Below are 22,550 nucleotides of genomic sequence, written 5' to 3' on the forward strand. Positions count from 1 at the left end.
AATATATCTTTCAGAACTAAAACCTGTGTTTATATAGTCTTTTTAATATCTTTGCACAGTTATTAAAATTAGTGCGTATGACATTCAATGTAGCAAATATTCTGCCTCTTATTATTATTGCTCTTACCGTTCTGACCAGTATAAAGGGTTTTAACGATATGGCTTTTTTCGACAGATACAAGTTTAATGTCGGGGCCATTCTCGGCAAATCGAAGCAATGGGATAGGCTATTGACCTCGGCTACACTTCATGGAGATTATATGCACCTTATCTTCAATATGCTTACGCTGTACTTCTTTTCGGATGTAATAATAGCAGCTTTCGGGATATGGCAGTATCTTCTCATTTATTTTTTATCTATAATAGGAGGAGGATTGCTTTCGCTATGGGTGCACAGGAGAGAATCCTATTATAGTGCAATCGGTGCCTCGGGTGGAGTAGTAGGAGTTTTATTCGCTTCCATAGCCATTTATCCGACAATGGGCATATACATGTTCTTTATACCTATTCCTATTCCGGGCTGGATTTTCGGGCTAGTCTATCTGGCTTATTCTATTTACGGCATGCGTACACAGCAGGGGAATATCGGGCACGACGCGCATCTTGGTGGTGCGGCTATAGGACTTATACTTGCTCTGATTTTCAGTCCTGCCCTTTTGCAGGAGAACACGCTATATATAGGTATTATGATCGTGCCTTTGATTATTTTGGCATATCTTGTTTTGAAAAAAAAATAATTGTACTTTTGTTTCGTTCTTAACACAAACAAGATACCTTACACAGGTCGCGCCTCTGTAAAAAACTATTCGTTTATTGAACATAGCACTTATTACTTTGTTATAAAAAATATATATATATCTTATAAATAAAATGTAATAATAATGGGCAACGAGAAAGACCTTATACAGTATGACGAAGATGATGCAGTAAAATTTATACAAAACTATCTTCCACAGGAAATGAAGGAAAAATATACCGATGATGAGATAAACTATATCATCGACATTGTATATGATTTCTACGACGAAAAAGGATTTATGGACGAAGACACTGATGAGAATTCAGTGGTGGATATCGATGAAGACGAGATTGTCGCATATGTCCTCAAATACACCAAGAAAGATAAGGTTAATAATTTTACCGCAGACGATATAGCCTTCATTATACAGGGAGAACTCGCCTATTGCGATTCTATAGGTATATTCGAATAAGAGACAATAAATCACAAACAATAATCATTTAATTTATATTAATTATGAAACAATTTTCAGTTTTAGCAGCAATCTTTATGAGCTGCGCGGTCATATTTTCTAGTTGTGGAGCTAGTGACACAGTCAAAGGCGGAGGTATCGGTGCTGGTGCCGGAGGTGCATTGGGTGCTGGTATCGGTGCTATCATCGGAGGAGGTAAAGGTGCTGCATGGGGTGCCGGTATAGGTGCTGTGCTTGGTGGTACTGCAGGTGCTGTTATCGGTAACAAAATGGAGAAACAAAAGAAAGAACTGGAGCAGATCAATGGCGCTCAGGTTGAAACTATCAATGACGGACAGGCTATTAAAGTTACTTTTGAATCAGGTATCTTGTTTGCAACTAATTCAAGTACATTGAATGCTGCTTCTCAGAGCTCATTGACAAGCTTTGCCAATTCTTTGAATAACAATCCTGATACGGATGTACAGATTTACGGACATACCGATAATACAGGTTCTGACGCTATCAATAATCCTCTGTCGGAAAAACGCGCTCAGTCTGTATATAACTTCCTTATGACAAAAGGTGTAGCAGGGAACCGTATGGTATCTCAGGGATTCGGTTCTACTCAGCCTGTGTCTGACAACAGCACAGTTGCAGGTCGTGCACAGAATCGCCGTGTTGAGATCTATATTCTTCCTAACGAGAAGATGATTCAGGATGCTCAGAAGCAAGCCGGAAAATAATTGCAGGTCTCAAATATAATATAGAAAGGTGGTCAGTTTTTGATCACCTTTTTTATTATAAAGATCAGGATATAAGAACATTTTCAGGATGAAAGATGTTATATAAAAACCTGCCGGAAATGAAAGCAGCAAACTACAAAGGTTAATAATTTCCCAGTATTAATCAGTTATTACGCACTGATTTGTTTGCGTAAGCATCAGTTCACTTTTATACAAGGCATCCTTATTCATTAGAAATTAAATAGTGTTTAATAAATAAAATAAAGAGTTATGAAGAAAGTATTAGTCGGAGCTGCACTTGGCGCTGCAGCAATATACGCCGTTTCAAAAATGTATAAACAAGGTAAATTGAATACATTGTGCAATGATGTAAGCGATATGGCAATGAAAGCAAAACGCAATCTGAGAAATGTTGCCGATATGGGTAAAAACCAGGTTGAATATGTCAAAGATCGCGTTGAATACGAATTCACAAACGGTAAAGAAGAGAAATAATCTTATCTTTTAGAATGTATAAATACAGGATGATTCTATTTGAATCATCCTGTATTTTTTATGCTCAATTCTTAAAGTCCAGTTCCCCGTCTCTCATATCTACCACAATCTTATTCTCCTTATCCACTGTACCTGCAAGTAGCTGCTTGGATAAGGTATCCAGTACGGTACGCTGAATAACACGCTTCACCGGACGGGCACCGAACTCGGGGTCATATCCCATCTGCGCTATCCATGCAATGGCTTCTTCGGTGAATTCGAGACGTACGCCATTGCCTTTCAGCATCTTTATCACGCTATTGAGCTGAATGCGCACTACTTGTTCTATTTCATTCAGTGTCAGTGGCTCGAACATCACCGTTTCATCGATACGGTTCAGGAACTCCGGACGCATATTCACTTTCAGCATATCCAGCACCTGACGTTTGGTTTTCTCCACTATCTCGTCATGATTCTTCGGCGTTATGCCTGCAAAATTCTCACGGATAAGTGGTGAACCCATATTGGAAGTCATAATGATAATTGTATTCTTAAAGTTTACCACACGGCCTTTATTGTCTGTCAGACGTCCGTCATCCAATACTTGCAGCAGTATATTGAATACATCGGGATGCGCCTTTTCTATTTCATCGAACAGCACTACGGAATATGGCTTACGGCGTATGGCTTCGGTCAATTGCCCCCCTTCATCATAACCCACATATCCCGGAGGCGCTCCGATAAGGCGTGTGGCACTGAATTTCTCCTGATATTCGCTCATATCGATACGGGTCATCATATTTTCGTCGTCGAACAGGAATTCAGCAAGCGCTTTTGCCAGTTCTGTTTTACCTACTCCGGTAGTACCTAAGAAGATAAATGAACCGATAGGGCGCTTTGGGTCTTGCAATCCGGCACGACTACGGCGAATAGCATTTGATACAGCAGAAATCGCTTCATCCTGACCTACGACACGTCTGTGCAGTTCAACTTCAAGGTTTAATAACTTGTCTCGTTCACTTTGCAGCATCTTATTTACAGGGATACCTGTCCAGCGTGAAACCACATCAGCAATATCGTATGCATCGACTTCCTCTTTTACCATCGCCTGGTTTCCCTGCATTTCGTGCAGTTGGTTCTGTAGTGTTTCGATACCGTCTTCCAGTTCTTTCAGTTTGCCGTAGCGCAGTTCGGCAACCTTGCCGTAATCGCCTTCGCGCTCGGCTTTATCGGCCTCGAATTTGGTATCTTCTATCTCTATCTTATTTTGCTGTATCTTGTTGATAACCTCTCTCTCCGATTGCCATTTGGCTTTCAGTTCGGTTTCTTCTTCTTTAAGTTTACTTATTTCTTTCGAAAGTTCCTCTTCTTTCAATTTGTCATTTTCGCGGCGAATAGCTTCGCGTTCGATTTCAAGCTGTTTGATACGGCGGCTTTTTTCGTCCAGTTCTTCGGGTACTGAATCTACTTCCATACGCAGTTTGGCGGCAGATTCATCCATAAGGTCGATAGCCTTATCCGGAAGAAAACGGTCGGAAATATAGCGGCTCGATAACTGCACGGCAGCAATTATAGCCTCGTCTTTGATACGCACCTTATGATGGTTTTCATACTTCTCTTTCAGTCCGCGCAAAATGGAAATCGCATCCGCTTCTGTCGGTTCGTCTACCAATACGGTCTGGAAACGTCGCTCGAGCGCTTTGTCCTTTTCAAAATACTTCTGGTATTCGTCCAGTGTTGTTGCACCTATCGAACGCAGTTCGCCACGTGCCAATGCAGGTTTCAGAATATTTGCTGCATCCATGGCACCTTCGCTTTTTCCTGCCCCGATAAGGGTATGGATTTCGTCAATAAAGAGAATAATCTGACCTTCCGATTTCGTCACTTCATTCACTACAGATTTCAGCCGTTCTTCAAATTCACCTTTATATTTTGCACCCGCTATTAAAGCACCCATATCGAGGGAATAAATCTGTTTGCTTTTCAGGTTTTCAGGAACATCTCCGCGTACAATGCGGTGTGCCAGTCCTTCGGCAATAGCAGTTTTTCCTGTACCCGGTTCGCCGATTAATATCGGATTGTTTTTGGTGCGTCGGCTCAGAATCTGCAAAACACGGCGTATTTCATCGTCGCGACCGATTACGGGGTCTAGTTTACCATCCTTAGCTCGCTGAGTCAGATTGATTGCATATTTTTCCAAAGCCTGATAGGTATCTTCTGCAGTCTGGCTTGTTACATTGCTGCCTTTTCTGAGTTCTTGTATAGCCTGTTGCAGTTCTTTTTCAGAAATGCCTGCATCTTTCAGCATTTGCGCTGCCGAACTTTTACCGGACAATATCCCTAAAAGTATATGCTCGAGAGAAATATACTGGTCACCCATTTTCCGGGCATATTCGGTAGCCTTGTCTAATGCAGCATTGCTTTCGCGGCTGAGGAATGTTTCTCCACCGCCAGATACTTTAGGGAAAGAATCTATTTCCCTGCTCAACACATTTGTTAGATTACCGGGATTCGCCCCCAGTTTTTGAAAAAGGAAGTTGACAACATTCTCTCCGGTCAGAATCACACCCATAAGGATGTGAGCCGGTTCAATAGCCTGCTGCCCTTTTTCTTTTGTAACCTCGATAGCCTTCTGAATAGCTTCCTGAGATTTGATTGTAAGATTATTGAAATTCATATATTTAGTTTTTTCGTTTGCTATTAATTAAATTAACTATTGTTTGTTTCTACTTGTTCAAAATATTTGCCAAGTTAGTGTTTTTGACAAAATGACAGTGGTAATTTTCGTGATTATTAATTTAGTATTTGTTAACAATGTTTGGTTAAAAAGTAACGAAAGTAATGGAAATTTCAGTTGACAAGTAAACAAGATACGAGATACGAGTTGAAGACTCGTCTACTTGTTTACCCGTTTACTTGTATCTAATCGAAAGATTTTACATTCATTAACCATATATTGTTAAAAGGTAACAAAAGTAACAGATTTTTCAAAGAGCTAATAGCCATCAGCTAACGGCTAAAAGCTACCCTAATATAGATAAATTTCTTTCTCAATATTTTGCTTAACTCTTGTCGCTTCAATTATTTTATGTAAGTTTGCACGTCACTGTTAGGGGTGTTCTTCACGGAAGAGCTGAGATTAAACCCTGGAACCTGATATGTTGTAATTGACATCGGAGGGAAACGGTAAATTGAAGCCTATAATTGTTAATAACATATTATTGCAAGCCGTTTCGAGCAGTCGAAGCGGCTTTTTATATTATAAACTCTTAGAAAATATGATAAATATCCAGTCTTTAGTTCGCGACCTGAATGCAGTACGCAGCAAGTCACCCCTTATTCATAACATTACCAATTATGTAGTGATGAACAATACTGCCAATGGCTTGCTGGCTGTCGGTGCATCACCCGTTATGGCTCACTCCTTGGAAGAAGTAGCCGAGATGGCTTCTATCGCGTCTGCTTTAGTGATTAATATAGGTACGTTGGAGCCGCAATGGGTAGAGGCTATGCTTATCGCCGGAAAAACAGCTTTGGCAAAAGGTACGCCTGTCGTATTCGACCCTGTAGGGGCGGGAGCAACCAAGTATAGAACGAAAGTTTGCAAACGGATAATAGAAGAGTGCCTTCCGTCTGTTATTCGTGGTAATGCTTCCGAAATAATGGCTTTGTGCGATGCAAATGTGCAGACTAAAGGCGTAGACAGTACCGATTCGTCGGATACAGCACTCGGGTCAGCAAAAGCTTTAGCAAAACAGACACGCGCGGTTGTGGTTGTAAGCGGTCAGACCGATTATATCACTGACGGAATAAATACCCAAACTGTAGAGAACGGCAATCCAATGATGGCACGTGTTACAGGTATGGGTTGTACGGCAACGGCGGTTGTGGCTGCTTTTATGGCTATCAATCCCGATATAATGCAAGCTGCCACGCATGGCATGGCTGTAATGGGTATTGCAGGAGAGATAGCTGCCCGTCGTTCGTCAGGAAACGGAAGCATGCAGGTCAACTTTCTCGATGAGCTTTACAATCTCAACGAAGAGACAATAAGGACTAATATAAAACAAACTAAATAAAATGCCGGCATTCGATTTGAATCTCTATCTGGTTACAGACCGCTCTCTTTCTCTAAACCGCCCATTGGAACTGGTAATAGAAGAAGCTGTGAAAGGCGGTGTAACTATGGTACAACTACGGGAAAAAGAAGCTTCCACACTCGAATTTTATAATCTTGCGGTAAGGCTAAAGGAAATACTCAAACCGAACAATGTACCTCTGATTATAAATAACAGGCTCGATATTGCTTTAGCTTGTGATGCTGAAGGATTACATATCGGACAAAGTGATATGCCTTATAATATCGCACGAAAAATTTTAGGAAAAGATAAGATTATAGGACTTTCAGTAGAAAGTATCGAAGATGCCGTTAAAGCGAATAAACTAGATGTAGACTATATCGGAATTTCTCCCGTCTTCGGCACTAAGACAAAAACAGATACCGCACCTGCTATCGGCCTCGAAGGTATAAAAGAAATAACCAAGATAAGCGTACATCCAAGTGTAGGCATAGGCGGTATAAACCTGTCGAATGCAAAGGATATAATACAGGCCGGCGCTGATGGTATATCGGTTGTGTCGGCAATTATGTCGGCAGAAAATCCGCAGGAATCTGCCTGTCAGTTGAAAGAAATAATAGTAAAATCAAAAAACAGATAAATTATGAAATGGAGTGAACAGGCATGGAATGCGGCAAAGCCAATTTATGATAAGATATTGGAGCAACCTTTTATACAAGGTTTGATAGACGGTACACTGGATAGGGAAAAGTTTATCTTCTATATTCAACAGGATGCTCTTTATCTGGCTGAATATGGTAAAGTACTGACAGGCATAGCATCAAAACTGACTAATCCCGAACATATAGAAGCATTCATCCATTTTGCCGGAGATAGTATGGCTGTGGAAAAGGATTTGCACGAAAGTTTTGTAAGCAAGATTGCTTCTGCATCTAAACCGGAACCCTCTCCGGGTTGTTTAATCTATACTTCATTCTTGTTGAGACAGCTGGCAAATTCTCCGGTTGAAGTTATTGCCGCAGCAGTATTGCCTTGCTTCTGGATATATAAAGAAGTTGGGGATTATATCATCGAGCATCAGACGAAAGGAGAGAACCCTTATCAGGAGTGGATAAATACATACGGAGGAGAGGAATTCGAAGCATCGGTGAAATCGGCAATCGCTATTTGCGACGAACTAGCGGATAAATGTACTGCGGAGCAACGGCAAGCAATGACTGATGCCTATGTCATGTGTTCCCGTATGGAATGGATATTCTGGGATAGCGCATGGCGATTGGAAAAATGGCCTGTGTAACCACAAAAGAATTATTGGTATATGAAACACTATAAAATTGCACTATCCATTGCGGGAAGTGACCCCAGTGGCGGGGCAGGTATACAGGCCGACCTGAAAACGTTCTCGGCATGCGGTTGCTACGGAGCAACTGTCATTGTTGCCGTAGTAGATGAAAATACGGTAGGAGTGACGGATGTTCACCCGGTTCCCGTTCCATTTGTATCAGGGCAGATAAAGTCGGTACTGGACGATATCGGGGCTGATGCGATAAAAATCGGTATGCTCCATTCTTCGGAGCTTATATTGGCTGTAAAGGAAACATTGTCGCGTTACGATATTAAAAATATAGTCCTCGATCCTGTCATGGTTGCTACATCGGGAGATAAGCTATTGCAGGATGAAGCCATAAAGACTTTAAAGGAAGAACTTATACCTTTCGTCAGGGTAATAACACCGAATGTTCCCGAAGCCGAAATTCTGCTGGGGAAGAAGATTTCTTCCCAGAAAGAACTTGCTGCCGTTGTAAAAGACCTCTCTTTCGGGAATCAGGTATCGGTGATGCTGAAAGCCGGACATCTGACAGAGGACAAACTTACCGACGTATTCTATAATGCCGAAACCGACGAAATAATCGAACTTAGTTCGCAACGTATCTCAACAAAGAATACGCATGGAACAGGCTGCACTTTTTCATCTGCTATTGCCGCGTTTCTTGCACACGGCCTGCCACTGAATGATGCGGTAAGGCAGGCGAAAGATTATATAAATAAAGCTATCGCTGCCGGAGCCGATTATGAAATAGGGAAGGGGCACGGGCCTGTGCATCATTTTTTTAATTTCTGGGAGTAGGATAAATTCATTGTGCTGTATTATAATTATTTCCTATATTTGAAAAGGTATAAAAGTATAATGCATGCATAACACAACCCGTTATCTTTTAATCATCTTATCTTTTCTCTGCATATTTATATCGTGCAAAGAGAATAATGAGAGAAGTTACATCGCCGCTTTTTCTATTCAGGGTCAAAGTGATAGTGCCCGCATAGATACTCTTTCCCGAACCGTTTATTATAAGATGCCGGCAGATGTAAAATCCGGTAAAGGGCTTGTTCCGGTATTCAGTTTATCCGGAAAAGGTAAGATTTATGCAGACGGCGAGGAACAAGTAAGCGGAGTAACGCAAGTAAACTTTGAAAGGCCTGTCGAATACACTATAGTCAGTAAAAATAAGAAGGACACTGCAAAATGGAAAATTGTTATAACCAATAACGATACCACTTACAAATGGGGCATGGGACGGTTCCTCTCACAAGCTAAAAGTAATGATAGCACCCGCCCCGGAGGATGGTATGTAACACAAAAACGAACAGGGAAATTTGCCTCGACTAATTGTGGCCCCGCCTGTGCCATAATGGCTGCAAAATGGAGCGATGCAGCATTCTCGAAAAACGTTGAAGATGCGCGCAATTCCTGCACAAGAAATAAATATTGGTATTTGGAGAATATCTGGAATTATCTGAAAGCGAATCACATTCCTTATACTGTAGACTTTCGCAAAGAAAATAACAGAGAAACTTTTTTTGATGATATAAAAAAACATATCGATGAAAATAAGATAGTAGTTGTAGGTCTTAATATGAAATACATAAGTCGAATCTTCGGACCGGCAAAAAATTATATGCAGGAGGGTGGACATTTTGTTATAGTTAAAGGTTATTGGATCGTTGATGATAAGACTTATTTGGAGATTTACGATCCTGAGGCATGGCAGGTTGGAAACTCTTATTACAAGGCAGAGGAGGTTTATCAGGGAGTTTTGAACCATGGCAATATACTCCTGATAGTATCACAAAAATAAAATAGACGATAGTTGCGATTGTTTAGTAAATAAAGAGGCATTTAGTCTATTCTTTTTATACCTTTGAGCCCGAATTCAAATGTCATAAACCGATGCCTCAAAACCACTCTCAGAACAAAAAGTTTTCTACACGAATCATAAGTGAAAAATTTAAGAAGCAGGATGTGCACGGTGCTATATCTATGCCCATATATCGTAATGCCGCATTCGAATTTCCCGATTCGGAAAGTATTGCCGCCGCTTTTCAGTATAAGGAAGAAGTTGCTTCACATACCTATACAAGGATAACGAACCCTTCGGTCGAAAATCTTGAATGCAAGATAAAAGCCGCATCGGGTGCCGAAAATGTAATGGCGCTGGCTTCAGGCATGGCGGCTATATCGAATACATTTCTTACAATAGCTTATACAGGTAGTAATATTGTGACTTCACCGCATCTTTTCGGGAATACCTTTTCCCTGTTCAACTTCACACTTGCGGCTTTTGGCGTAGAAGTACGTTTTGTAAATACGGATAATATTGAAGAAGTCGCTTCTGCTATCGACGAAAATACATGCGCTTTCTTCTGCGAACTGATAACAAATCCTCATCTCGAAATAGCAAACCTGCCCGAAATTTCGAAGATATTGAAGATGCGAAATGTGCCGATGATTGTAGATGCTACGGTTATCCCGTGGTGCGGATTCGATGCGCGCAAGGCAGGTGTGGATATCGAAGTGGTATCGACTACAAAATACATCTCGGGGGGAGCAACAACTATCGGCGGTGCTATTGTAGACTATGGAACTTTCAATTGGGCACACAATAAACGGCTTTCAACTGTGATAAAAAAAGACGGAATGTCGCAATTCTCATTCAAATTGAAACGCGAAATTGCCCGTAACATGGGCGCGGCTATGGATCCCGAAACGGCTTATTTGCAGGCATTAGGAATGGAGTCGTTGCAACTGCGTTTTGAGAAAATGTCTACTTCGGCATACGATCTGGCAAAATTCCTTTCCGAACAAAATAAAGTGGTTAAAGTCGGTTATCCAAAGTTGGAAAGCTCTCCGTATAAAAAGATATCAGACAGTCTGTTTTCAGGTAATCCGGGTGCAATGCTGACATTCTGCCTTGAAAATAAAGAAGCATGTTACAAGTTTATGGACAGGCTACAGATTATCCGCCGGGCAACAAACCTTTTCGATAATAAAACGCTGATTATTCATCCTGAATCTACAATCTACGGTACATTCCCGCCTGAAATGAAAGGCCTGATAGGCATAGAAGATAACCTGATGCGTTTATCTGTCGGATTGGAAGATGTGGCCGATTTGCAGGCTGATATTATACAGGCGCTCGAAGATAAAAATTAAGCTTTATTTTTCACATTAATTGTAAGATAATAGTTACTACTTTCAAAGAAAAATAGTACTTTTGTCCTCTAAACTAATAAAATAGCGCAATCCGGCGCTAATTATCTGATTAATAATGAAGATACTGATAATAAACGGTCCTAATCTGAATCTGCTGGGAAAAAGGGAGCCCGATGTATACGGGAATACTTCTTTCGAAGAATACTTCTCAGGCTTGCAGCAGACTTACAAGGATTGTGAATTATCATATTTCCAGTCCAATCATGAAGGAGCGCTTATCGATAAGATACACGAAGACGGATTTACGTGCGACGGCATAGTCCTAAACGCAGGAGCATACACGCATACATCCGTTGCGCTTCACGATGCTATAAAAGCGGTGACTACACCGGTTATTGAAGTTCATATATCCAATATTCATACGCGGGAAGAGTTCAGACATAAATCACTCATTGCAGCGGCCTGCAAAGGATCGGTCGTTGGCTTGGGGCTTTTGTCTTATGAACTGGCAATAGATTATTTCCTGAAAGCAGGAAAAGCTATATAAAACAGAATTGAAAAGAAACAATATACATTAATTAAATTGCATTTATGACTCAGAAGAAAACGAAAATTGTAGCTACAATTTCAGACATGCGTTGTGATGTTGATTTTCTGAAATCGTTGTACAACGAAGGAATCAACGTTGTTAGGATGAACTCTGCCCACATGACAGAAGAGGGCTTTATTCAGGTAATGACAAATGTACGCGCGGTATCTCCTCACATTGGTATTATGATGGACACAAAAGGTCCGGAAATACGTACCGCTAAAAATGCGTCGGGAGAGAAAATCGTTGTAAAAACAGGAGATAAAATCAAGGTCGTAGGAGACCTCAATTTCCTTTCTACTCAAGAACAAATAGGTGTTTCTTATCCTAGTATTGTTCAGGATGTGCCTGTAGGTAGCATACTTCTCGTTGACGATGGTGAAACTGCAATGAAAGTTATCGACAAAACAACTGACTACCTTCTTTGCGAAATTCAGAACGATGGTACTATCGGTAACCGCAAGAGCGTAAACATTCCGGGAGTAAGCGTAAACCTTCCTTCTATTACTGCAAAAGATAAAAGAAGTATTGAAATCGCAATCGAAAACAAAGCCGATTTTATCGCTCACTCATTTGTAAGAAACAAACAGGATGTATTAGATGTACAAAAAATCCTCGACGAATATAACAGCCCTATCAAGATTATCGCTAAGATCGAAAATCAGGAAGGTGTTGACAATATCGACGAAATTTTTGAAACAGCTTACGGTGTAATGGTTGCCCGTGGTGACCTCGGTATCGAAGTACCGCAGGAAAATATCCCTGCTATCCAGCGTTTACTTATCCGTAAAGCTATTGAATATAAGAAGCCGGTTATCGTTGCAACGCAGATGTTGCACACTATGATCGAGAATCCACGCCCTACACGTGCAGAGGTTACAGATATCGCTAATGCAGTATATTACGGAACTGATGCCGTGATGTTGAGTGGAGAAACAGCCTATGGTAAATATCCGTTGGAAGCTGTTCGCACAATGGCGCAAATTTGTGCTACTACAGAGCAGTCTAAACTGGACGAAAAAGTTATTCCTGTACCTTTCAAAGATGAAGAATACGATACTACATCTTTCTTGGCGAAACAAGCTGTTAAGGCTGCAACACAGTTAGGTCTTGCTGCTATTATTACAGATAGCTATACAGGGCGTACAGCACGTACGATTGCTGCATTCCGCAGTAAATGTCCTGTCTATGCAGTTTGCTGTAGCGAAGAAGTTGCACGCCAGCTTTCTGTATGCTATGGTATACAGGCCAGCTATCAGGAATCAACAGGGTTTACTACTCATCAGCACAAGCAATATTTCCTGAAAGCTCTTAACTCTATGCTGGAAGGCGGTCTGGTAAATAAAGAAGATCAGGTTGCTTATCTGAGCGGTTCGTTCGGTGAAGGTAAAGGAACATCATTCCTTGAAATCAACGGAGTTGGCCGTGTTGTAGATGCAGGTGATGCTTTTGAAGTGCCTGTAGATTAAGACTCGAAATTATAAGTGATGAATTAAATTATAAGTTTTAATTTTATTGCTTACCAAAATAAAAAGGGATACATTCTGATGTATCCCTTTTTCATTATTCTAAATCTGTCCTGTCGTTAGTTGTGTCATTGTCGGGCTGCGAAACGAGCAGAAAATCAATTGCTTCAGATGATTCATTAGCTATATAATGCCTCATCATCGGTTCTATAAGCACTCCTTGCTGTTCTTTTAGTGTCACGGTCTTGCCGTCCACTTTGATTGTTGCCGTACCTTTGAGAATAAAGAAGAATTGCCGCGATGAAGAATGGAAGTGTAATGTTTCACGTGTTCCGGCGGGCATTGTTTCAATTTTCACTGACAGTGAATCTCTGTTCATGAGAATCCAACTGCTGCATTTGTCACCCCAGAAATAATGAGGGGCTGAATTCTTATCTATCACTCTGCTCATAATACTACAATTTTAAAGGTAAAGTGTCTTAAAATTAAGAAATAATTTGGATAATATCGTTATTTTATCGATTTATATCGGATAAATAACGTATTGTATTTCTGTAAAACGAGTAGAGATAAATGTTTATTCTATCCTATTCTTTGAAGTATTTCTTGGCGTTCAGCTCACAACCATCCTTATAGGTTATAATATCATCATCGAATTCTTTGGATTCATGAAAACTTTTTCGTTTTACAGTCCAATATTCGTTCAGTACCGAACGGTAGCAGATTTCCATTTCCAGATTAAGAAATTTGGGATACATATATTGTAATATATCAGGACTTTGCAACCAGCTTATAATAACTATCATTTGGCCCGGCATAATAACTTTATTTCTCAGCGGTTCTATTTCAGGAGAACTCTTAATATGTTCAGGTATTTGCATCTGCTTGCGCAGATCAGACCACGATTCTATTTCAACGCCATCCAGTCTCATTACTACCTTTTCGATAATGGCAGGTCCGTTACCCTGATTGGTAATATTTATATCGAATTCGGTTGGTTGACCCTCGCTTTGGAAGCCTACACCTCTTCCGATATATAAATGAGGCCATGTGGAAGCTTTATTTTGTTCTATCAGAATATCGGTCTGCCTTGTCAGAAGGGCGGTTTGCTGTATGTACATTATCAGTGTAAAAAGGCTTACGGCAAGGGCCATGATAGTCAGTAAATTACTTTTTAAAAACCGTCCTGTTTTGTCTTTTTCCATGGTGTGTTAATCGGTATGAATAGTATTATTTATATGTCAGATTGTGAAATTACGGAAATATTTCATTTATGCGAACAATCTTCAGATAAATCATATCTTTTTGTTTAATTCTGAAATCATTATCTTTACTTTGTATCGTTTTAATAAATATAAGGAATGTCATTAGATAGAAACGAATCCATCGAGGAATATATACTTTCCCATATCGACGAAGAAAGCGATCTGCTGAAACAACTTAACCGTGATGCGCATGTCAACCTCTTGAAACCGCGCATGCTTTCGGGTCATCTGCAAGGCAAGATGCTGCAAATGTTCTGCAGGATGATGCAACCGAAATATATTCTCGAAATAGGTACATATACCGCCTATGCTACTCTTTGCCTTGCCGAAGGGGCTACCGATGATGCCGAAATACATACCGTCGAGGTAAATGACGAACTGGAAGATTTCATTATGAAATATCTTCATCAAACGAAACTGAAAGATAAGATACACCTGCATATCGGCGATGCAATGGAAATTATTCCACAAATCGACAGAATTTTCGACCTCGTTTTTATCGATGCCAACAAGCGACATTATATTGAGTATTATAATCTCATTTTCGATAAAGTTCGTTCCGGCGGGCTTATCATTGCAGATAATACGCTATGGGACGGGCATGTGCTGGAAAAACCCAAGCCATCGGATAAACAGACTATCGGCATACAGTTATTCAATGATATGATTGCTAAAGACGACAGGGTGGAAAAAGTTATTCTGCCTGTAAGGGACGGATTGACACTGATATGGAAAAAATAAATTGACTAATTAAAATCCTGAAATCAGAGATAACCATTGTTAACTGTTGACTGCTCACTGTTAACTGAAAAATATTACCTTTGTACCCTAAATTATACAAAATGGATACAACCAGACAACAAAAGATAAATCGCCTTATTCAGAAGGAACTAAGCGAAATATTCAGGAAACAGACACAACAAATGCGCGGTGTACTTGTTTCTGTAAGTACGGTGCGTGTAAGTCCCGATCTTGGTATTGCCAAAGTATACCTGAGTATTTTCCCGTCCGAAAAGGCTGAGGAGTTACTTGAGAATATAAAGATCAATGTAAAGACCCTGCGTTTCGACTTAGGGCAAAAGGTCGGCAAACAGTTACGCGTCATTCCCGAATTGTCATTCTATCTCGATGATTCCCTCGATTATCTTGAGAATATAGATAAGCTGCTCGGTAAAGAAAATAACAGCAAAGACGAATAAATTGAACCTTCCGTTTCATATAGCCAAACGTTACCTTTTTGCGAAGAAGTCGCATAATGCAATCAATGTCATATCGATGATATCGGTATGCGGCATTACATTGGCTACTGCTGCGTTAGTGTGTGTCTTGTCTGTATTCAACGGTTTTACCGGAGTGGTGGATAAGACGTTCAGCTCTTTCGATCCCCAGTTGCAGATAACTCCTGTACAGGGAAAAGTTTTCAATCCCGATACTCCTGAAATGCAGGAGGTAGAGCAGCTTCCCGAAATAGACTTTACATCCGAATCCCTCGAAGAAAACGCCTTATTGATGAATGGTGGCAGACAGGAGCCGATTTTGCTTAAAGGTGTTTCGGAAGGATTTGAAAAACTCGCTGATATCGACAGCCTTATTATTGACGGGCATTTTCTGTTGAGAGAGAAGACTGCAGATGCGGTGCATGCTACAGAAACAGATTCCGTAAGTGAATGGCATATCGATAACGGTGTTATCGGTGCAGGACTTGCCATGTTTATCGGTGTACGGGCAAATTTTGTCGATCCTGTAGAAATTTATATGCCGAAGAGGAATGTAAGGGTTAATCCTGCTAATCCGTCTACGGCATTTGACAGGGCTAGTGTATATATAAGCGGAGTATTTGCTATTAATCAGGCAAAATATGATGATCAGATACTGATCATATCTATCGAACTGGCAAGGGAATTGCTGAACTACGAAAAAGAAGTTTCTTCTATTGACATAAAACTGAAAAATGCCGGGGAAGTAGAAAGTGTTCAGGCAAAAATAAAATCCATATTAGGAGATAATTATTCGGTAAAGAACCGTTTCGAACAGCAGGAAAGCATGTTTCGCATGGTAAGTATCGAAAAATGGATGACATTTCTTATACTGGGTATAATTCTTATTATAGCTACATTTAATATTGTAGGGTCGCTGACCATGCTCATATTTGAAAAAACTGACGATATTACTATCCTTAGAAATATGGGAGCAGATAATAGGCTGATAACAAATATATTCCTGTTTGAGGGCTGGTTGATAAATATCAGCGGTGCAATAGCGGGACTGGTTCTGGGCATTATTATATGTGTGCTTCAGCAGCATTTCGGCTTACTTAAACTCGGTTCGTCCCCCGGAGCTTTTATTATGGATGACTATCCTGTTTCAGTAAATTTGATGGATATTCTTCTGATATTTGTAACGGTGAGTATTGTCGGATTTCTTGCCGTGCTTTATCCGGTGAATAATTTGAGAAAACGTTTATAATATCAGTTGCCAGAATTCGACGTCTATCAACTTGCCGAATTTCGTTCCCGCTTCTTTAAAATTCCCAATCAATTCGAAGTTAAATTTGCGGTGAAGTTTTTGACTTTCCGGATTTGGAAGTGATACGACCCCAATCAATGAATGAATATTTGCTCTTCGCGCGCGTTCAATTAATTCCTGATAGAGTATACTCCCTGTTCCGTGACCCGTCATTGTGTGGTCGAGGTAGACACTTGTTTCCATTGTGATGTCGTAGGCGGCTCTTTCGCGCCAGTTCGCGAAGTAGGCGTAGCCTGTTATTATGCCTCTCTCTTCGTATACAAAAAAAGGAAAATTTTTCTGTTCTATTTTTTCTATACGCCGCATTATATCTACATCTGTGACCGGTTCGTATTCGAAAGTGATAATCGTGTTTTCGATGTAGTAATTGTATATTTCTGCAATTCTCTTTGCATCGTTAAGATTTACATTTCTTATCATAATTCTTTACTCTGTTTGTGGAGGCATCTCATTCATGTCTTTATGCACTTCGAAAGGTTCGGCCGACACAATGCTATCCACTACGAATTTCGAATAGCCGCGCCAGGGCAGTCTCCCGTAATATTCTTTATAGTGAAGCTTCACATTCTGTCCGCTCATTCCCATCAGCTTTTTGGCTAGGTCGCTGTCGTCTATCGAAAACTGGAATTCATTCGACTGCAAGCCCTGCATTCCCTGCCCGAAGCCCGATTGGATAAGTTCCCCTTCGTATGTTTTGAATACAACGCCTTTGTGTTTTACATTATTCAGTGTTCCTGCCTTTACGCCCGAGTCGCTGAAAGGAACAAAATACCATACATATCCGAAAATAAGCAAACCTGCTATAATGATGGCTGCAATTATCGTAATAACCTTCTTTGCTGTCATAACCTTAAATCTTAAATATTTATAAGGTAAACAACAAATGAGATGTTATGTTCGGTAAACAAAGATATTCATAATTTTAGACTATTTTTGTATTGTAAAACAAAAAGCAACCGTATGAACGTTGAAGAATTAAGGGACTATTGCCTTTCGGTAAAGGGTGCGACCGAATCACTCCCTTTCGATGACAAAACATTGGTCTTCAAAGTTGTGGGTCGTATGTTTGCATATATTGTCCTCGAACCTAAAGACGGTGTATTTAAGGTTGACCTTAAATGTGATCCTGAGAAATCGGCAGATTTGCGCGAGCGTTATGAGGGGGTGCAAGGCGGAACCCATACGCGACACCTGACGTGGAATACTGTGTATATTGAAAGCGACCTCTCGGACAGTATGATAAAAGAATTGATCGATCATTCGGTGGATGAAGTAATAAAGAAGCTTTCGAAAAAGAAAAGAGAAGAATATTTAAACTCGTAAACAGAAAAGAACTAAATATGATTATAAAAGATGCTCAGTTTGTAATAAGTAATACCGATTACCGTAAATGTCCGCAGGACGGGAATCCCGAATATGCATTTATCGGGCGTTCGAATGTCGGCAAATCTTCACTTATTAATACGCTGACAAACAGGAAAGGTTTGGCAATGACGTCGTCTAAACCGGGGAAGACGCAACTGATAAACCATTTTATTATAAATAACGAATGGTATCTGGTCGACCTTCCCGGATATGGTTATGCACAACGGGGTAAAGAGGGGCGCGAACAAATAAGGAAGATTATCGATAGCTATATCCTCAAAAGAGAAGCGCTTACTTGTTTATTTCTTCTATTAGATAGCCGCCATGAGCCGCAAAAGATAGATATCGAATTTATGAACTGGCTCGGAGAGGAAGGTGTACCTTTTGCCATTGTATTTACAAAGATAGATAAGTTGAGTAAGGGTGCTCTGAAAAAGAATACCGATTCCTATATTGACACTTTAAAAGAAACATGGGAAGAGCTTCCACCCATATTTTACACCTCTTCGGAACATCGGATAGGCATTGAAGATGTACTTGGTTATATAGATCAGATAAATAAAAGCCTGTAAATAAAACTGCATACTATGTTATCAGTGCCAATGGCATATGTCAGAGAAGACGATTACTCATCAGTGATCGGGGCTTTGAAGCATGCAGACGAAAATAAGATTTCCTGTGTAAATTCGCCGCAACTATATCCAGCAATTCCGAAAGTAATATTTAAGATTCTGCACAACGACACACATCTCTTTCTGCAATACTTTGTAGAAGAAGATGAAATTCTGGCAGAGGTTACAGAAGATAACGACCGGGTGTGCACCGATTCATGCATTGAGTTCTTCGTCTCTTTCGGAGCGCCTTATTATTACAATCTGGAAGTTTCCTGCATCGGAACTGCTATGATGGCTTACAGGGAAATGGGAGAAGAAAAAGTTTATGCACCGATGGAAGTCCTAGCATCGATTAAACGCTATCCGAGTCAGGGTCGCGAACCTTTTGGTAAAATCAGAGGCGATTTTAAATGGGATATACTGCTTATCATTCCGGTGTCGGCATTCTGGCAATCGGGATTAGAATCGTTTAAAGGAGTAAAAGCAGAAGCAAATTTTTATAAATGTGGCGATAATCTGACGCTTCCCCATTACCTGTCATGGCAGCGGATAAAGTCGGAAAGTCCTAATTTTCACCTGCCTGCTTTCTTTGGCGAAATACATTTTGAATAAAAATTCACAATAGCAGCTAAAGTGCATTATTTTAACAAGATACATCCTTTATTTTTGTGTTAAAAATGCTTTCATCGTATTGATTTTTTTTTATCTTTGCATGCGCTTAGGAGAGCGGAATTTCCGCAGACCCGTCAAATATGGATATATTTAATTTTTATGAAAAATAATTTCTTCGATAGGTTCAAGCCTAAAGAAAACAAGTTCTTTCCTTTAATGAGTGAAATGGCTCAGGTAATTCTGGCCGCGTCTGATCTGATCATCGAATGTGTTCAGGTAACAAGCCACAACGAAGCTGTGGATTATTACAAAAAGATCAAAGAGCAGGAACGGAAAGCCGATGCCATTCAAAACCAGATTTTTGAAGAGTTAAATGAAACGTTTATCACCCCATTCGACAGGGAAGATATCAATCACCTGTCGTCAACAATGGATGATGTAACCGATCTGATCAACAGTTGTGCAAAACGTATTATGCTTTACAGCCCTAAGGTAATGCCCGAGGCAGCAACACGTCTGGCAATGTTTGTCCGCGAGTCGGCCGGTTTCCTTGTGCAGGCGATAGACGAACTGGATGTATTGAGAAAAAGTACCGTAAACATCAAAGAATACTGTGAGCAGTTGGGCGTTGTGGAAAAGAAAGCCGACGATGTTTACGAGCATTTCCTTATCGACCTGTTCGAAAATGAAACGGATGCCATCGAAGTGATTAAGCTGAAAGATATTCTTCACGAGCTCGAACGGGCCACAGACGCATCCGAAGCCGTAGGGAAGATTATTAAAACAATGATTGTAAAGTATTCATAACCAATACAACAGATGACATTACTGATAATAATTATTGTTTTAGCAATAGTTTTCGATTTCATTAATGGATTTCACGATGCAGCTAACTCGATAGCAACCGTCGTATCCACAAAAGTTCTTACTCCCACACAAGCCGTTATCTGGGCGGCATTCTTCAACTTTGTAGCCTATTTTATCGCCAAATTTATAATCGGAGGTTTCGGTATTGCCGATACTGTATCCAAAACGGTGGATATGAGTTTTATAGCCAATCCTTCGCATGTGATTATTGCCGGACTGGTTGCAGCCATCGTATGGAACCTGATTACATGGTGGCTGGGTATACCTTCTTCGTCATCTCACACCCTTATCGGTGGATTTGCAGGTGCAGGTATAGCAGCATCGGGATTTCAGGCGGTACATGCCGGAGTTATCGGCGTGATCGCTGCATTTATTGTTATTGCACCGCTTATAGGTATGGTCGGTGGTAATATGATTACTTTACTTACCTTACATCTGGTGAAAAAGGCCAAGCCCGGAAAAGCCGACCGATGGTTTAAGAATTTGCAGCTTATATCTTCCGCCATGCTCAGTATAGGGCACGGGTTGAACGACTCGCAGAAAGTAATGGGTATTATTGCTGCGGCATTGATTGCCTTTACGCAGACGAATCCCGATGTACATCCGTGGCTGTATATGAATTCCATGGATGATATGCACGACTGGGTGCCGATAGCCTGTTTTACAGCAATAGCATTCGGTACGGTTTGCGGCGGATGGAAGATCATGAAGACAATGGGTAACCGTATCACCAAAATAACACCTATCGAAGGATTCTGTGCCCAGACAGCAGGTTCACTGACTTTATTTATAACCGAAATACTGCACGTGCCTGTAAGTACAACGCACGTTATCACCGGTAGTATTATCGGGGTAGGCTCTGTGAAACGTTTGTCGGCAGTGCGTTGGGGTGTTACGAAAGACCTGCTTGTAGCATGGATTCTTACTATTCCTGTGAGTGCGGTAATGGCAATGCTTTGCTATTACGGACTCGGACTGCTCATAACAGATTGATATAAAAAAACAATCACACAGGCGCAACTACATAATATATTGCATAATTTTGTAGATTAATTTATGCAAAGATTCAGCATATGAATAAGGAGCAGGATTCTTCTAAAGTTCTTGCAAAGGATAATAAGATATACTTTCCAAATCTCAATGGATTGCGATTCTTCGCGGCTTTCGTTGTCCTTTTGGGGCATCTGGAGCAGATGAAGGAATATTATCTGGATATAGAGCCCTACCAGTTTCTTAAAAACCCCGATTCGGGGCAACTGGGAGTGATTTTATTCTTTGCCTTGAGCGGTTTCCTTATTACTTATCTGTTGCTTCTCGAAGAAGATAAGACAAAGACAATTTCCATTAAGGATTTTTATATCAGGCGCGTACTGCGTATATGGCCGTTATATTATTTCCTTATTTTGCTGGTTTTCTTTGTGCTGAGATATATCCCGTTCTTCGAACTGCCTCATGTGGATGTCGACAATGCCTATTCACCGCGGAATCTTATGCTTTATCTGATGATTCTTCCGAATGTGGTTATTCACGCATTCGAATCCGTCATTCCATATATAGGCCATTCGTGGTCGATAGGGGTAGAGGAGCAGTTTTATATTATCTGGCCGCTATTGATGAAGTTCGTGAAGAAGAAAGAACGGCTGCTTATCGGTGTCATAGTTGTTTATCTACTGATGAAATACGCTCTATTACCTGTCCTGCACGATGTTACAGGGAATTATCATCTTTATCTTTTCTATAAGATATGGAATAAGTTTAGTATCAGTTGCATGGCTATCGGCGGCTTGTTTGCTGTGTGGCATTATAAGAAAAGAGCGATAGTCAAAGTATTGTACAACCCGATTTTGAACTGGTGTATTGTATTGTTTTTATGTACGACGCTTTTCACTACTTTCCGCCTGCCATACCTGAATTATGAATTCTTTGCCTTGCTATTCGGTATATTGATATTGAATATGGCGACCAATCCCAATCCTATCATAAATTTCGAGAACCGTGTATTTAATTATCTGGGTAAGATATCATACGGTTTGTATATGTATCACATTATTTGTGTGGTTATAGCTGTGAAATTATTAGCCTATTTAGGTATCTATGCATGGGAAATTCAGGTGATTTTCTCACTTGGGATTACAGTACTGGTATCGAGCCTGTCTTATTACGGCTTCGAACAGCGTTTTATCCGTATGAAAGGCCGTTTCTCAAAGATATTGAGCGGTGACAATGCTGCCATTGGTAAAAAAGATGAATAATTTATACCCTCCT

The 22,550-nt window shown here is 40.4% G+C and carries 26 protein-coding genes and 1 riboswitch; of the genes, 21 read left to right on the forward strand and 5 right to left on the reverse strand.

Annotated elements, in window-relative coordinates; translation table 11 throughout:
• The first annotated feature begins 77 nt into the window (after positions 1–77).
• From K348_RS0104720 to K348_RS0104740, 4 genes are all read left to right on the forward strand, one after another.
• Positions 78–737 (forward strand): rhomboid family intramembrane serine protease, encoded by a 660-nt coding sequence (locus K348_RS0104720; RefSeq protein ID WP_029903411.1) that lies wholly within the window; start codon positions 78–80, stop codon positions 735–737.
• A gap of 144 nt (positions 738–881) precedes the next feature.
• A complete protein-coding gene (locus tag K348_RS0104725) occupies positions 882–1,211 on the forward strand; it encodes a hypothetical protein (protein ID WP_029903413.1) in 330 nt (109 codons plus the stop codon).
• 44 nt (positions 1,212–1,255) lie between these two features.
• Positions 1,256–1,936 carry an OmpA family protein gene (locus K348_RS0104730; protein WP_029903415.1) on the forward strand — a complete coding sequence of 227 codons (681 nt, stop codon included), beginning with the start codon at positions 1,256–1,258 and terminating at the stop codon, positions 1,934–1,936.
• 270 nt (positions 1,937–2,206) lie between these two features.
• Complete coding sequence (locus K348_RS0104740; protein ID WP_029903417.1) at positions 2,207–2,431, forward strand: hypothetical protein; 225 nt, start codon at positions 2,207–2,209, stop codon at positions 2,429–2,431.
• Between the two features lie 64 nt (positions 2,432–2,495).
• Here the strand turns inward: K348_RS0104740 and clpB are convergent, their stop codons facing one another.
• Positions 2,496–5,087: an ATP-dependent chaperone ClpB gene (gene clpB / locus K348_RS0104745; RefSeq protein WP_029903419.1), complete on the reverse strand. Its 2,592-nt coding sequence runs from the start codon at positions 5,085–5,087 to the stop codon at positions 2,496–2,498.
• Positions 5,088–5,511: 424 nt separating this feature from the next.
• Positions 5,512–5,609, forward strand: a riboswitch (TPP riboswitch).
• A 79-nt stretch (positions 5,610–5,688) separates the two neighbouring features.
• Between clpB and thiM the strand changes: the two genes are divergently transcribed.
• From thiM to pyk, 8 genes are all read left to right on the forward strand, one after another.
• The gene (thiM, locus tag K348_RS0104750) at positions 5,689–6,489 is read left to right on the forward strand and encodes a hydroxyethylthiazole kinase (RefSeq protein ID WP_029903421.1); all 801 of its coding nucleotides are present in this window, start codon (positions 5,689–5,691) and stop codon (positions 6,487–6,489) included.
• Position 6,490: 1 nt separating this feature from the next.
• The gene (gene thiE / locus K348_RS0104755) at positions 6,491–7,129 is read left to right on the forward strand and encodes a thiamine phosphate synthase (protein WP_029903422.1); all 639 of its coding nucleotides are present in this window, start codon (positions 6,491–6,493) and stop codon (positions 7,127–7,129) included.
• 3 nt (positions 7,130–7,132) lie between these two features.
• Positions 7,133–7,786 carry a thiaminase II gene (gene tenA / locus K348_RS0104760; protein WP_029903424.1) on the forward strand — a complete coding sequence of 218 codons (654 nt, stop codon included), beginning with the start codon at positions 7,133–7,135 and terminating at the stop codon, positions 7,784–7,786.
• Between the two features lie 21 nt (positions 7,787–7,807).
• Positions 7,808–8,617 (forward strand): bifunctional hydroxymethylpyrimidine kinase/phosphomethylpyrimidine kinase, encoded by an 810-nt coding sequence (thiD, locus tag K348_RS0104765; RefSeq protein WP_029903426.1) that lies wholly within the window; start codon positions 7,808–7,810, stop codon positions 8,615–8,617.
• Positions 8,618–8,681: 64 nt separating this feature from the next.
• On the forward strand, positions 8,682–9,626 hold the full coding sequence (locus K348_RS0104770; RefSeq protein WP_156032780.1) for a C39 family peptidase: 945 nt from the start codon (positions 8,682–8,684) through the stop codon (positions 9,624–9,626).
• Between the two features lie 92 nt (positions 9,627–9,718).
• A complete protein-coding gene (locus K348_RS0104775) occupies positions 9,719–10,981 on the forward strand; it encodes a PLP-dependent transferase (RefSeq protein WP_029903430.1) in 1,263 nt (420 codons plus the stop codon).
• Between the two features lie 115 nt (positions 10,982–11,096).
• Positions 11,097–11,528, forward strand: coding sequence for a type II 3-dehydroquinate dehydratase (gene aroQ, locus K348_RS0104780; protein WP_036930185.1), 432 nt, complete (start codon positions 11,097–11,099; stop codon positions 11,526–11,528).
• Positions 11,529–11,572: 44 nt separating this feature from the next.
• Positions 11,573–13,039 (forward strand): pyruvate kinase, encoded by a 1,467-nt coding sequence (gene pyk, locus K348_RS0104785; protein ID WP_029903433.1) that lies wholly within the window; start codon positions 11,573–11,575, stop codon positions 13,037–13,039.
• Between the two features lie 94 nt (positions 13,040–13,133).
• Here pyk and K348_RS0104790 read toward each other — a convergent pair whose 3' ends face one another.
• Together K348_RS0104790 and K348_RS0104795 are read right to left on the reverse strand one after the other, a co-directional pair.
• Entirely contained in the window at positions 13,134–13,487 is a 354-nt protein-coding gene (locus tag K348_RS0104790) for a cupin domain-containing protein (protein WP_029903434.1), read from the reverse strand.
• Between the two features lie 136 nt (positions 13,488–13,623).
• A complete protein-coding gene (locus tag K348_RS0104795; protein WP_029903437.1) occupies positions 13,624–14,241 on the reverse strand; it encodes a hypothetical protein in 618 nt (205 codons plus the stop codon).
• A 156-nt stretch (positions 14,242–14,397) separates the two neighbouring features.
• Here K348_RS0104795 and K348_RS0104800 point away from each other — a divergent pair, with 156 nt between their 5' ends.
• The 3 genes from K348_RS0104800 (at position 14,398) to K348_RS0104810 (ending at position 16,767) form a co-directional block, all read left to right on the forward strand.
• Positions 14,398–15,042 (forward strand): O-methyltransferase, encoded by a 645-nt coding sequence (locus K348_RS0104800; RefSeq protein WP_029903439.1) that lies wholly within the window; start codon positions 14,398–14,400, stop codon positions 15,040–15,042.
• Between the two features lie 101 nt (positions 15,043–15,143).
• Entirely contained in the window at positions 15,144–15,500 is a 357-nt protein-coding gene (rbfA, locus tag K348_RS0104805; protein ID WP_029903440.1) for a 30S ribosome-binding factor RbfA, read from the forward strand.
• Between the two features lies 1 nt (position 15,501).
• The gene (locus tag K348_RS0104810; protein WP_029903442.1) at positions 15,502–16,767 is read left to right on the forward strand and encodes an FtsX-like permease family protein; all 1,266 of its coding nucleotides are present in this window, start codon (positions 15,502–15,504) and stop codon (positions 16,765–16,767) included.
• On the opposite strand, the gene K348_RS0104815 is transcribed toward K348_RS0104810, so the two are convergent.
• Complete coding sequence (locus tag K348_RS0104815; protein ID WP_029903443.1) at positions 16,762–17,247, reverse strand: GNAT family N-acetyltransferase; 486 nt, start codon at positions 17,245–17,247, stop codon at positions 16,762–16,764. The two genes, K348_RS0104810 and K348_RS0104815, sit on opposite strands and share 6 nt — an antisense overlap.
• 6 nt (positions 17,248–17,253) lie before the next feature.
• Entirely contained in the window at positions 17,254–17,673 is a 420-nt protein-coding gene (locus K348_RS0104820; RefSeq protein ID WP_029903446.1) for a hypothetical protein, read from the reverse strand.
• 114 nt (positions 17,674–17,787) lie between these two features.
• Between K348_RS0104820 and K348_RS0104825 the strand changes: the two genes are divergently transcribed.
• The 6 genes from K348_RS0104825 (at position 17,788) to K348_RS0104850 (ending at position 22,537) form a co-directional block, all read left to right on the forward strand.
• The gene (locus tag K348_RS0104825; protein WP_029903448.1) at positions 17,788–18,150 is read left to right on the forward strand and encodes an MmcQ/YjbR family DNA-binding protein; all 363 of its coding nucleotides are present in this window, start codon (positions 17,788–17,790) and stop codon (positions 18,148–18,150) included.
• A 17-nt stretch (positions 18,151–18,167) separates the two neighbouring features.
• Positions 18,168–18,764, forward strand: a complete 597-nt coding sequence (yihA, locus tag K348_RS0104830; RefSeq protein ID WP_029903450.1) for a ribosome biogenesis GTP-binding protein YihA/YsxC — start codon at positions 18,168–18,170, stop codon at positions 18,762–18,764.
• Between the two features lie 15 nt (positions 18,765–18,779).
• On the forward strand, positions 18,780–19,418 hold the full coding sequence (locus tag K348_RS0104835; RefSeq protein ID WP_029903452.1) for a carbohydrate-binding family 9-like protein: 639 nt from the start codon (positions 18,780–18,782) through the stop codon (positions 19,416–19,418).
• Positions 19,419–19,577: 159 nt separating this feature from the next.
• Positions 19,578–20,225 (forward strand): DUF47 domain-containing protein, encoded by a 648-nt coding sequence (locus K348_RS0104840; protein WP_029903454.1) that lies wholly within the window; start codon positions 19,578–19,580, stop codon positions 20,223–20,225.
• Positions 20,226–20,237: 12 nt separating this feature from the next.
• Entirely contained in the window at positions 20,238–21,278 is a 1,041-nt protein-coding gene (locus K348_RS0104845; protein ID WP_029903457.1) for an inorganic phosphate transporter, read from the forward strand.
• Between the two features lie 80 nt (positions 21,279–21,358).
• Entirely contained in the window at positions 21,359–22,537 is a 1,179-nt protein-coding gene (locus K348_RS0104850) for an acyltransferase (RefSeq protein ID WP_029903458.1), read from the forward strand.
• The last annotated feature ends 13 nt before the right edge of the window (positions 22,538–22,550 follow it).

Source organism: Prevotella sp. 10(H) (assembly GCF_000711235.1).
Classification (GTDB): domain Bacteria; phylum Bacteroidota; class Bacteroidia; order Bacteroidales; family Dysgonomonadaceae; genus Dysgonomonas.